The 10,328-nt window shown below is 48.7% G+C and carries 15 protein-coding genes; 6 read left to right on the plus strand and 9 right to left on the minus strand.

The window, feature by feature from the left end; all coding sequences use genetic code 11:
* Positions 1 to 165: 165 nt before the first annotated feature.
* The gene (locus ACJHYD_RS23650) at positions 166 to 402 is read right to left on the minus strand and encodes a hypothetical protein (RefSeq protein WP_136511987.1); all 237 of its coding nucleotides are present in this window, start codon (positions 400 to 402) and stop codon (positions 166 to 168) included.
* Between the two features lie 28 nt (positions 403 to 430).
* Between ACJHYD_RS23650 and ACJHYD_RS23655 the strand changes: the two genes are divergently transcribed.
* Positions 431 to 985: a gamma carbonic anhydrase family protein gene (locus ACJHYD_RS23655; RefSeq protein WP_001286216.1), complete on the plus strand. Its 555-nt coding sequence runs from the start codon at positions 431 to 433 to the stop codon at positions 983 to 985.
* Here the strand turns inward: ACJHYD_RS23655 and ACJHYD_RS23660 are convergent.
* Genes ACJHYD_RS23660 through dprA form a run of 6 tightly spaced genes read right to left on the minus strand, consistent with a single transcriptional unit; the run spans position 961 to position 4,755 of the window.
* On the minus strand, positions 961 to 1,218 hold the full coding sequence (locus ACJHYD_RS23660; protein ID WP_109553742.1) for a DUF1488 domain-containing protein: 258 nt from the start codon (positions 1,216 to 1,218) through the stop codon (positions 961 to 963). The two genes, ACJHYD_RS23655 and ACJHYD_RS23660, sit on opposite strands and share 25 nt — an antisense overlap.
* The gene (gene aroE, locus ACJHYD_RS23665) at positions 1,215 to 2,033 is read right to left on the minus strand and encodes a shikimate dehydrogenase (RefSeq protein ID WP_001551732.1); all 819 of its coding nucleotides are present in this window, start codon (positions 2,031 to 2,033) and stop codon (positions 1,215 to 1,217) included. The genes ACJHYD_RS23660 and aroE overlap by 4 nt, the downstream gene beginning before the upstream one ends.
* A gap of 4 nt (positions 2,034 to 2,037) precedes the next feature.
* Positions 2,038 to 2,610, minus strand: coding sequence for an L-threonylcarbamoyladenylate synthase type 1 TsaC (gene tsaC / locus ACJHYD_RS23670; RefSeq protein ID WP_001551733.1), 573 nt, complete (start codon positions 2,608 to 2,610; stop codon positions 2,038 to 2,040).
* A 4-nt stretch (positions 2,611 to 2,614) separates the two neighbouring features.
* Positions 2,615 to 3,157, minus strand: a complete 543-nt coding sequence (locus ACJHYD_RS23675; RefSeq protein WP_001129723.1) for a type I DNA topoisomerase — start codon at positions 3,155 to 3,157, stop codon at positions 2,615 to 2,617.
* 28 nt (positions 3,158 to 3,185) lie between these two features.
* Complete coding sequence (smg, locus tag ACJHYD_RS23680) at positions 3,186 to 3,659, minus strand: DUF494 family protein Smg (RefSeq protein ID WP_000460672.1); 474 nt, start codon at positions 3,657 to 3,659, stop codon at positions 3,186 to 3,188.
* On the minus strand, positions 3,631 to 4,755 hold the full coding sequence (dprA, locus tag ACJHYD_RS23685) for a DNA-protecting protein DprA (RefSeq protein ID WP_001551734.1): 1,125 nt from the start codon (positions 4,753 to 4,755) through the stop codon (positions 3,631 to 3,633). The genes smg and dprA overlap by 29 nt, the downstream gene beginning before the upstream one ends.
* 129 nt (positions 4,756 to 4,884) lie before the next feature.
* On the opposite strand from dprA, the gene def reads away from it, so the two are divergent.
* The 5 genes from def (at position 4,885) to mscL (ending at position 9,629) form a co-directional block, all read left to right on the plus strand.
* Positions 4,885 to 5,394: a peptide deformylase gene (gene def, locus ACJHYD_RS23690; RefSeq protein ID WP_000114986.1), complete on the plus strand. Its 510-nt coding sequence runs from the start codon at positions 4,885 to 4,887 to the stop codon at positions 5,392 to 5,394.
* A 14-nt stretch (positions 5,395 to 5,408) separates the two neighbouring features.
* A complete protein-coding gene (fmt, locus tag ACJHYD_RS23695; protein ID WP_000004443.1) occupies positions 5,409 to 6,356 on the plus strand; it encodes a methionyl-tRNA formyltransferase in 948 nt (315 codons plus the stop codon).
* Positions 6,357 to 6,401: 45 nt separating this feature from the next.
* Positions 6,402 to 7,691 (plus strand): 16S rRNA (cytosine(967)-C(5))-methyltransferase RsmB, encoded by a 1,290-nt coding sequence (rsmB, locus tag ACJHYD_RS23700; RefSeq protein WP_001551736.1) that lies wholly within the window; start codon positions 6,402 to 6,404, stop codon positions 7,689 to 7,691.
* Between the two features lie 21 nt (positions 7,692 to 7,712).
* Positions 7,713 to 9,089, plus strand: coding sequence for a Trk system potassium transporter TrkA (gene trkA / locus ACJHYD_RS23705; RefSeq protein ID WP_000691382.1), 1,377 nt, complete (start codon positions 7,713 to 7,715; stop codon positions 9,087 to 9,089).
* Between the two features lie 129 nt (positions 9,090 to 9,218).
* Positions 9,219 to 9,629, plus strand: coding sequence for a large-conductance mechanosensitive channel protein MscL (mscL, locus tag ACJHYD_RS23710; protein WP_000022442.1), 411 nt, complete (start codon positions 9,219 to 9,221; stop codon positions 9,627 to 9,629).
* Here the strand turns inward: mscL and arfA are convergent.
* Together arfA and zntR are read right to left on the minus strand one after the other, a co-directional pair.
* Positions 9,626 to 9,844, minus strand: coding sequence for an alternative ribosome-rescue factor ArfA (gene arfA, locus ACJHYD_RS23715; RefSeq protein WP_000092706.1), 219 nt, complete (start codon positions 9,842 to 9,844; stop codon positions 9,626 to 9,628). The two genes, mscL and arfA, sit on opposite strands and share 4 nt — an antisense overlap.
* 55 nt (positions 9,845 to 9,899) lie before the next feature.
* Positions 9,900 to 10,325, minus strand: a complete 426-nt coding sequence (gene zntR, locus ACJHYD_RS23720) for a Zn(2+)-responsive transcriptional regulator (RefSeq protein WP_000285601.1) — start codon at positions 10,323 to 10,325, stop codon at positions 9,900 to 9,902.
* Between the last annotated feature and the right edge of the window lie 3 nt (positions 10,326 to 10,328).

Consider the following 10,328-nt stretch of genomic DNA (forward strand, 5'->3'; position numbering starts at 1 on the left):
TGTTCACTCTTGAGACTTGGTATTCATTTTTCGTCTTGCGACGTTAAGAATCCGTATCTTCGAGTGCCCACACAGATTGTCTGATAAATTGTTAAAGAGCAGTTGCGACGCAGCTTTCAGCTCACTGTCGCGAGGTGGCGTATATTACGCTTTCCTCTTTCAGAGTCAACCCTGAATTTCAGGATTTTTTCTCTTTGTTGTTACGACCATCTTGTGAAGTGTTTCACGTTGTCGTCTCAACGGAGGCGCATTATAGGGATCCCAATTTTTTGCACAAGTACTTTTTTGATCTTTTTTTTCTGTTTGTTGTTTTTTCACCCTTTTTGCTGCATTCGCACACAAAACGGTGCTTTTTTGCATACTAAAAGACTTGCACAAGGCCAATAATGCACCCAAAGTCATTAGGAAATCATTTATTGTTGAGGTGAGTATGTCTGATGTTTTACGCCCATACCGCGATCTTTTTCCACAAATCGGTCAGCGCGTAATGATCGACGATAGCAGCGTCGTGATTGGTGACGTTCGTCTGGCTGATGATGTGGGGATCTGGCCGCTCGTTGTGATTCGTGGAGATGTACATTATGTACAGATCGGAGCACGCACCAATATCCAGGATGGCAGTATGTTGCATGTCACTCATAAATCCTCGTACAACCCAGATGGCAACCCATTAACCATTGGCGAAGATGTCACTGTTGGTCACAAGGTGATGCTCCACGGCTGCACCATTGGCAATCGAGTTTTGGTTGGGATGGGCTCAATTTTACTTGATGGCGCAATAGTAGAAGATGATGTGATGATTGGTGCGGGTAGCCTGGTCCCACAAAATAAACGGCTGGAGAGCGGATATCTGTATCTCGGTAGCCCCGTCAAACAGATCCGCCCGTTAAGTGATGAAGAGAAGGCTGGGTTACGCTATTCCGCAAATAACTACGTGAAATGGAAGGACGAATATCTGGATCAAGGTAACCAGACCCAACCTTGATCATCTTCACTTTGTTCCTGAATTAAGTTTTCCGCTTCTTCTTCCAGGTCCCAGCGATGCTGACGAAAACTCGCTAACCACTGTTCTGGCGTATCTCCAGTAAAGCGATACGCCAGACTCTCGCCAGAGATCGCACATGTCAGTTGTATACCATTCACGAGAGCGGGAAAACATACACATCTTTTATTCTCGTCCCACTCTTCCCTATCCGGAAACTGGATGGCCTGATTCACGCTGACAACTCCTGTTGCAATAGTTTGATGACCGGTTCTACATCAGGCAGAACGCCATGCCAAAGAAGGAAGGCATGAGCCGCCTGTGCCACCAGCATTCCTAAACCATCAGCATTACGCTTTGAGCCTCGCTGCTCACACCATGCCAGAAAAGGAGTTTTTCCTTTCTGATAGAACATGTCATAGCAATAAATGCCTGGATGAATGAGCGATGACGGGATCGCCGGAATATCACCACTGATGCCACTGGATGTTGCATTAATAATGAGATCAAACTCATGACCTTCCAGTTCGTCCATACCCAACGCCTGAATACTGCCAGTGTGCGCAAACAATTTAGTCAACTCTTCTGCGCGAGATACCGTCCGATTAGTGATTGTCACCGCACAGTCCAGGGAAAGGAGTGGCAGTAGTACGCCGCGAGATGCTCCACCAGCGCCAATGAGCAGAATACGTAAACCAGGACGGATAAAAGACAGACGTTCCAGATCGCTTAACAAACCTATACCATCGGTATTGTCACCCAGCAGGCGTCCATCTTCTAACCGCTTGAGGGTATTAACAGCACCAGCCAACGCTGCCCGTTCAGTAAGCTCATCCGCTCTGGCAAAAGCCTCTTCTTTAAAAGGTACCGTCACATTCGCACCTTTACTACCAGCACGAAAGAAAGCGTTCAGTGTGTTGATGAAATCATTGATGGGTGCCAACACGCGCCCATAGGGATGTTCAATATTCAGTTGCTGAGCAAATTGCTGATGAATGAATGGCGATTTGCTGTGGGCTATCGGATTACCAAAAACAGCATAGGTTTCCATTATGTTACCCCTGTCGAAACAGTTCACCCGTCAGGGCATCGCGGATTTCTGAAGGATTTAAACGCCCCCCCGTTGCACCAGGCACAACCGGGAACGCCGCGCCAAATTGTGCGCGAACTTCGTCTACTGTTCGACAAGGTGGCAATCCACTCAAGTTGGCACTGGTAGAAACCAGCGGTTTACCATAAGCCTGGCACAAAGCAACCACCAACGGATGGTCGGTGACTCGTACAGCAAGCGAATCAAAGCGGCCCGTCAACCAGCGCGGTGTTGTCGCAGGCGCGGGAAAAACAAAGGTGACAGGACCTGGCCAGCGAGAAAATATAGTTTCACGCTGCGCGTCAGTCAGCATGGTGTCATCAATATAGGGTTTAAGCTGCTCGTAATTTGCGGCGATTAGAATCAGCCCCTTATCAACCGGACGCTGTTTTAACTCCAACAGTCGCATCACTGCTGTTTCGCTATCAGGATCGCACCCGACACCGAAAACGGCTTCCGTTGGATAGGCGATGACACGTTCTTCATTGAGGACATCTATCGCAGCTGCGATAGCGTCTCCTTGCAGGTTATTATTCACGTTATTATTCCGCCGAAACCGGCTTTCCACATTGTTTACTGGCACAAAAGTGTTTTACACCCTGCGCGGTTTTCTTTTCGATGAGTAGCGGATAATGACACTCAGGGCATTCTCCAGCTATGGGTTTGAAGTTAATGGCAAATTGACACTCCGGGTAGCGATCACAGGAGTGAAACGTTTTGCCATAACGGGAGCGGCGCTGGACCAGATGGCCCGTCCGGCATTGGGGGCATGTAATTGCTGTTTCGTCCGGTTTATCGATAAGTTCGGTATGTTCGCATTCAGGGTAGTTACTGCAACCAATAAACATACCAAAGCGTCCCTGGCGTAATACCAGATTTGCGCCACATGCAGGGCAAACCTGCCCCTCCAGAACTTTGACGATATGTCCATCCGCTGAAGATTTCAGAGGACGGACGTAGTCACACGCCGGATACTGTGAGCATCCAAGAAACGGACCGTGTTTCCCGGATCGAATAACCAGTTCAGCCCCGCACTTTGGGCAGGACTCATTATTACGCACCGTGAACAGTGCTGATTTCGCCATAACAACTTATGCTGAATTAAAGAAATGATTAATGCAGCATACCTTCATTCACTTCAAAGAGTAATTCTTCCATTTGCTGGTACGCATTTTCGCAGCCCGGAATATTGAACAACACCATCAGGATTACCCATTTCAGGTCTTCCAGGTCGAACTCTGCGGTATCCAGCGCGAGCACTCGCTCTATCACCATTTCACGGGTTTCAAGGTTAAGCACCTGAATTTGCTCAAGGAAAAGCAAAAAACCACGACAGCTGGCATCCAGTCTTTCACACTCTTCAGGGGTATAAATACGCATGGAGAGTGGATCAGAGGCCAGTTGCATCGGTTCTGCCAGTCCTTCCTGATAATCCGCAAGCTTTTCCAGCCAAAGCAGGGCATTGTAGATATCTTCTCGATCAAATCCTGCGTCGGTAAGATCCTGTTCAAGTTTGTCTTGATCCACACGCAACTCAGCTTCTGTGTGAATATAGGTTTCAAACAAATACATTAGTACGTCGAACATGGCATGCCCTCCTCAATCGGACATAGCCGCCGGGTACAGCTGCGATCCATCCTGCTAACTCCAGTTCGAGTAGTTGAGTTACTACCTCTGGCACAGGTTGGCCGGCACGTTCAGCGACGACGTCAACAGGTGTTACCTCATCTCCTACGTTAGCCAGGAGCTCAGGAAATGGCAATGCCACGTCTTCCTGATCTGGTGAATAAAATGAATTTTCAGGGGCGTCTGGCAACCAGTGCAATCCAAATTGCAAGTTTTCCAGAATTTCTTCCGGTTCCGTCACAAGAATCGCACCTTGTTTTATTAACCAGTGAGGCCCTTCGCTTCCCGGATTCCCTAATGGACCCGGCAAGGCAAAAACTTCACGCCCCTGCTCAAGCGCACAACGTGCTGTCACCAGCGAACCACTGCGCAAAGCCGCTTCCACTACCAGTACACCTTTACTTAGACCACTGATAATGCGATTTCTTCGTGGGAAATTGTAAGCAAGGGGAGGAACATCGAGGGGAAATTCCGAGACAAGAGCCCCACCATGTTCAAGCAAACTGGTAGCCAGTCGGGCATGGCGACGCGGATGAATGGTATTAAGTCCATTCCCTAATACAGCAATGCTGACGCCATTTACCTGTAAGGCCGCTTTATGCGCCACACCATCGATTCCACGCGCCAGTCCACTCGTAATTGTCACTCCACGCGTCGCCAGAGTTTCGCAAAATAATCGTCCCCATCGCTCGCCATACCATGAATGCGCCCGACTCCCCACTACGGCAAGCTGAAATGAATGCAGCGCGTGCAGTTCTCCTGCAACAAACAGTGCGCCGGGGTAATCTGTCGTCGCAAGAAGTTGAGGAGGATAAAATTCGCTGTCCGCAGGAATTAAATGATGGTTGGGTTGCTCCAACCAAGAAAGTGAGCTTTCGATACTCTTTCGCGGAAATGAAAGAAAGCGTTGTGCCTGCCGCAATGTAAGCCCAGTTTGCTGCAATACAACCGCATCAATATGCGACTGTTTTGCCAGCCAGTGAGCTATACGGACCATATCATCGCCGTACAAGCTGCTGATGCTCATTAAACGCAGCCAAATTTCTGTATCGACCATCCTTATCTCCCTGCCATAAGCAGCCTTAGCAATCTTTGCGATTGGTCAGTGATGCTGTCAATCAGAGGGGGATTTGTCTAGAATAGAAGAAATAATCTTTCTAACTCCTGAACACATCTCTGGAGATTTATGTCAGTTTTGCAAGTGTTACATATTCCGGACGAGCGGCTTCGCAAAGTTGCTAAACCGGTAGAAGAAGTGAATGCAGAAATTCAGCGTATCGTCGATGATATGTTCGAGACGATGTACGCAGAAGAAGGTATTGGCCTGGCGGCAACCCAGGTCGATATCCATCAACGTATCATTGTTATTGATGTTTCGGAAAACCGTGACGAACGGCTGGTGTTAATCAATCCGGAGCTTTTAGAAAAAAGCGGCGAAACAGGCATTGAAGAAGGATGCCTGTCGATCCCTGAACAACGTGCTTTAGTGCCACGCGCAGAGAAAGTTAAAATTCGCGCCCTGGACCGCGACGGTAAACCATTTGAACTGGAAGCAGAGGGTCTGTTAGCCATCTGTATTCAGCATGAGATGGATCACCTGGTCGGCAAACTGTTTATGGATTATCTGTCACCGCTGAAACAACAACGTATTCGTCAGAAAGTTGAAAAACTGGATCGTCTGAAAGCCCGGGCTTAAGGATAAGAACTAACGTGTCAGAATCACTACGTATTATTTTTGCGGGTACACCTGACTTTGCAGCGCGTCATCTCGACGCGCTGTTGTCTTCTGGTCATAACGTCGTTGGCGTGTTCACCCAGCCAGACCGACCGGCAGGACGCGGTAAAAAACTGATGCCCAGCCCGGTTAAAGTTCTGGCTGAGGAAAAAGCTCTGCCCGTTTTTCAACCGGTTTCCCTGCGTCCACAAGAAAACCAGCAACTGGTCGCCGATCTACAGGCTGATGTTATGGTTGTCGTCGCCTATGGCTTAATTCTGCCTAAAGCAGTGCTGGAGATGCCGCGTCTTGGCTGTATCAACGTTCATGGTTCACTGCTGCCACGCTGGCGCGGTGCTGCACCAATCCAACGCTCACTATGGGCAGGTGATGCAGAAACTGGTGTGACCATTATGCAAATGGATGTTGGTTTAGACACCGGTGACATGCTCTATAAGCTCTCCTGCCCGATTACTGCAGAAGATACCAGTGGTACTCTGTACGACAAGCTGGCAGAGCTTGGCCCACAAGGGCTTATCACCACATTGAAACAACTGGCAGACGGCACGGCGAAACCAGAAGTTCAGGACGAAACTCTTGTCACTTACGCCGAAAAGTTGAGTAAAGAAGAAGCGCGTATTGACTGGTCGCTTTCGGCAGCGCAGCTTGAACGCTGCATTCGCGCTTTCAATCCATGGCCAATGAGCTGGCTGGAAATTGAAGGACAGCCGGTTAAAGTCTGGAAAGCGTCGGTCATTGATACGGCAACCAACGCTGCACCAGGAACGATCCTTGAAGCCAATAAACAAGGCATTCAGGTTGCGACTGGTGATGGCATCCTGAACCTGCTCTCGTTACAACCTGCGGGTAAGAAAGCGATGAGCGCGCAAGACCTCCTGAATTCTCGTCGGGAATGGTTTGTTCCGGGCAACCGTCTGGTCTGATAGTCCACTCTTCTAAGCCCGGTCTTGCCGGGCATTTTTATACTTATGAAAAAACAACGTAATTTACGTAGCATGGCGGCACAGGCCGTTGAACAAGTCGTCGAGCAAGGGCAATCATTAAGCAACATTCTGCCACCGCTCCAGCAAAAAGTTTCCGATAAAGACAAAGCACTTCTTCAAGAGTTGTGCTTTGGCGTACTGCGTACGCTTTCACAGTTAGACTGGCTGATTAATAAGTTAATGGCCCGTCCGATGACCGGCAAACAGCGCACTGTGCATTACCTGATTATGGTTGGTTTGTATCAACTGCTTTATACCCGCATTCCACCTCATGCTGCGCTGGCTGAAACGGTTGAAGGTGCTGTCGCAATTAAGCGTCCGCAACTTAAAGGGTTGATTAACGGCGTATTACGCCAGTTCCAACGTCAGCAAGAAGAGTTATTAGCCGAGTTTAATGCCAGTGATGCACGTTATCTGCATCCTTCCTGGTTGCTGAAACGTCTGCAAAAAGCGTATCCAGAGCAGTGGCAATCCATCGTAGAAGCCAATAACCAGCGTCCGCCAATGTGGCTGCGCGTTAATCGTACGCATCATTCCCGCGACAGCTGGCTTGCATTGCTGGATGAAGCAGGAATGAAAGGTTTCCCGCATGCGGATTACCCTGATGCTGTACGGCTGGAAACACCTGCACCTGTTCATGTGCTACCAGGTTTTGAAGAAGGATGGGTTACCGTTCAGGATGCATCAGCACAAGGTTGCATGGCCTGGCTTGCGCCACAAAACGGTGAACACATTCTGGATCTTTGCGCTGCCCCCGGCGGTAAAACAACGCATATCCTTGAGGTGGCACCCGAAGCGCAGGTTGTTGCGGTTGATATCGACGAACAGCGCCTCTCTCGGGTTTACGACAATTTAAAACGCCTTGGTATGAAGGCGACCGTGAAACAAGGTGATGGCCGTTACCCTTCTCAATGGTGTGGCGAGCAACAGTTTGATCGCATTTTATTAGATGCGCCTTGTTCAGCAACCGGTGTGATTCGTCGCCATCCAGATATTAAATGGTTACGTCGCGATCGCGATATCCCGGAACTCGCGCAATTGCAGTCTGAAATTCTCGACGCCATTTGGCCGCATTTAAAATCCGGTGGAACCCTGGTCTATGCCACCTGTTCGGTGTTACCGGAAGAGAATAGCCTGCAGATTAAAGCCTTTTTGCAACGTACCGCTGATGCCGAACTTTGCGAAACAGGAACACCAGAACAACCGGGTAAGCAAAATCTGCCTGGTGCCGAAGAGGGCGACGGCTTCTTTTACGCTAAGCTAATCAAAAAGTGATGAGATAACGGGTCGCGACTGATGAAAATTATCATTCTGGGTGCCGGCCAGGTTGGCGGCACACTGGCGGAAAACCTGGTTGGCGAGAACAACGATATTACTGTTGTCGATACCAACGGTGAGCGTCTGCGGACCTTGCAGGATAAATTTGACCTGCGAGTCGTGCAGGGGCATGGCTCTCATCCACGCGTATTGCGGGAGGCAGGTGCCGACGACGCCGATATGCTGGTTGCTGTAACTAGTTCAGATGAAACCAATATGGTTGCCTGCCAGGTAGCCTACTCACTTTTCAACACCCCTAATCGCATCGCTCGTATCCGCTCACCAGACTACGTGCGCGATGCCGATAAGCTATTTCATTCAGATGCTGTACCGATTGATCATCTGATCGCACCAGAGCAGTTGGTTATCGATAATATTTACCGACTGATTGAGTATCCCGGCGCATTGCAGGTGGTGAACTTCGCTGAGGGTAAAGTCAGCCTCGCTGTGGTTAAAGCCTATTATGGCGGCCCGCTGATTGGTAATGCACTTTCGACCATGCGCGAACATATGCCACATATCGATACTCGTGTGGCAGCAATTTTCCGCCACGATCGCCCCATTCGTCCGCAAGGTTCGACCATTGTTGAAGCTGGTGATGAAGTGTTCTTTATTGCCGCTTCACAGCATATCCGCGCGGTGATGAGTGAATTACAGCGACTGGAAAAACCGTATAAGCGGATCATGCTGGTTGGTGGCGGTAATATCGGTGCAGGGCTGGCGCGTCGTCTGGAAAAAGATTACAGCGTTAAACTCATCGAACGTAATCAGCAACGCGCTGCCGAACTGGCGGAAAAGTTGCAGAATACGATCGTCTTTTTTGGTGATGCGTCGGATCAAGAACTGCTGGCCGAAGAACATATCGATCAAGTTGATCTGTTTATTGCCGTCACCAACGATGACGAGGCCAATATCATGTCAGCCATGCTCGCCAAACGTATGGGTGCGAAAAAGGTGATGGTATTGATCCAGCGTCGCGCTTATGTGGATCTGGTTCAGGGGAGCGTGATCGATATTGCGATTTCACCGCAACAAGCAACGATTTCCGCGTTGCTTAGCCATGTGCGAAAAGCAGATATTGTTGGTGTTTCCTCATTGCGCCGCGGCGTAGCAGAAGCTATTGAAGCCGTTGCTCACGGTGATGAAAGTACCTCACGCGTTGTCGGCAGAGTCATTGATGAAATCAAGCTACCGCCAGGAACGATTATTGGAGCGGTGGTACGTGGAAACGACGTGATGATTGCCAATGACAATCTGCGCATTGAGCAAGGCGATCACGTAATTATGTTCCTCACAGATAAAAAGTTTATTACCGACGTCGAAAGACTCTTCCAGCCAAGTCCTTTCTTCTTGTAATTAATAAGGCGTCTAATGACGCCTTATTATTTCCCTTTGATTATCAAGGATTAATTAAATCCATTCCTGGCAGGAAAATAGCTTAACATTTGTTAGACTTATGATTGTCGGCTTCATAGGGAGAATAACATGAGCATTATTAAAGAATTTCGCGAATTTGCGATGCGCGGGAACGTGGTGGATTTGGCGGTGGGTGTCATTATCGGTGCGGCATTCGGGAAGATTGTATCTTCACTGGTTGCCGATATCATTATGCCACCTCTGGGCTTATTAATTGGCGGGATCGATTTCAAACAGTTTGCTGTCACGCTACGCGATGCGCAGGGGGATATCCCTGCTGTTGTGATGCATTACGGTGTCTTCATTCAAAACGTCTTTGATTTTCTGATTGTAGCCTTTGCCATCTTTATGGCGATTAAGCTAATCAACAAACTGAATCGGAAAAAAGAAGAACCAGCAGCCGCGCCTGCACCAACTAAAGAAGAAGTATTACTGACAGAAATTCGTGATTTGCTGAAAGAGCAGAATAACCGCTCTTAACAAGCGCCTGAAAGCAGAAGGCCAGTGGTAAAAAAGTGATTTACTTTCTTGCCACTGGCCTCCCAGTTCCCCCGATTGCCATGTTTTCCTTTTCGCATGTAACTGCCTTTCCCTTTCTTATTTCTCTCTACGCGCTGTCGGAATAAGGGATCATGTAGTAATGCTTCTATCGCATTATCCTTTATCTGCCCTTTAGTATGCTGATATCGGCTCATAAAAACTCCAATTGGTTATTTAACGGCGCGAGTGTAATCCTGTCAGTGCAAAAAATCAACAGCCACTCTTAACGCCACTCGCCCCTTGTTCAAGAGCTTCAAGAATCGAGCAATAAACACTGCTATGGGCGGTCCCACAACAGGCATCGTTAAGGCGTTGCAAGGAACGCTGCATACTCTGCAACTCGGCTATCCGTGCTTCGACTTCCTGCAATCTTTCCTGCACAATGCCTTTTGACTCCTGACAAGTATGGTGTTCAGGATCGATACGGATCGACAGCAACTCGCGGATCGACTCCAGACTAAAACCAAGTTGTCTGGCATGGCGGATAAATTTCAATCGCTGGAGAGCGCTTTCGGTATACAGGCGAAACCCACCTTCGGTGCGCACTTCATGCTCCATCATCTGCTGCTTTTCGTAATAACGAATCGTGTCGGGTGTTACTTCTGCCATTTTTGCCAGCTCACCAATGCGATACATACA

This window comes from Escherichia sp. WS1368, from assembly GCF_046487485.1.
In the GTDB taxonomy this organism is placed as follows: domain Bacteria; phylum Pseudomonadota; class Gammaproteobacteria; order Enterobacterales; family Enterobacteriaceae; genus Escherichia; species Escherichia coli.

Coding starts and splice junctions, on each gene's coding strand:
- rsmB (WP_001551736.1), top strand. CDS start 6,402: ATGAAAAAACAACGTAATTTACGTAGCATGGCGGCACAGGCCGTTGAA.
- ACJHYD_RS23650 (WP_136511987.1), bottom strand. CDS start 402: ATGACTTTGGGTGCATTATTGGCCTTGTGCAAGTCTTTTAGTATGCAA.
- def (WP_000114986.1), top strand. CDS start 4,885: ATGTCAGTTTTGCAAGTGTTACATATTCCGGACGAGCGGCTTCGCAAA.
- trkA (WP_000691382.1), top strand. CDS start 7,713: ATGAAAATTATCATTCTGGGTGCCGGCCAGGTTGGCGGCACACTGGCG.
- ACJHYD_RS23675 (WP_001129723.1), bottom strand. CDS start 3,157: ATGGCGAAATCAGCACTGTTCACGGTGCGTAATAATGAGTCCTGCCCA.
- arfA (WP_000092706.1), bottom strand. CDS start 9,844: ATGAGCCGATATCAGCATACTAAAGGGCAGATAAAGGATAATGCGATA.
- smg (WP_000460672.1), bottom strand. CDS start 3,659: ATGTTCGACGTACTAATGTATTTGTTTGAAACCTATATTCACACAGAA.
- zntR (WP_000285601.1), bottom strand. CDS start 10,325: ATGTATCGCATTGGTGAGCTGGCAAAAATGGCAGAAGTAACACCCGAC.
- ACJHYD_RS23655 (WP_001286216.1), top strand. CDS start 431: ATGTCTGATGTTTTACGCCCATACCGCGATCTTTTTCCACAAATCGGT.
- aroE (WP_001551732.1), bottom strand. CDS start 2,033: ATGGAAACCTATGCTGTTTTTGGTAATCCGATAGCCCACAGCAAATCG.
- mscL (WP_000022442.1), top strand. CDS start 9,219: ATGAGCATTATTAAAGAATTTCGCGAATTTGCGATGCGCGGGAACGTG.
- dprA (WP_001551734.1), bottom strand. CDS start 4,755: ATGGTCGATACAGAAATTTGGCTGCGTTTAATGAGCATCAGCAGCTTG.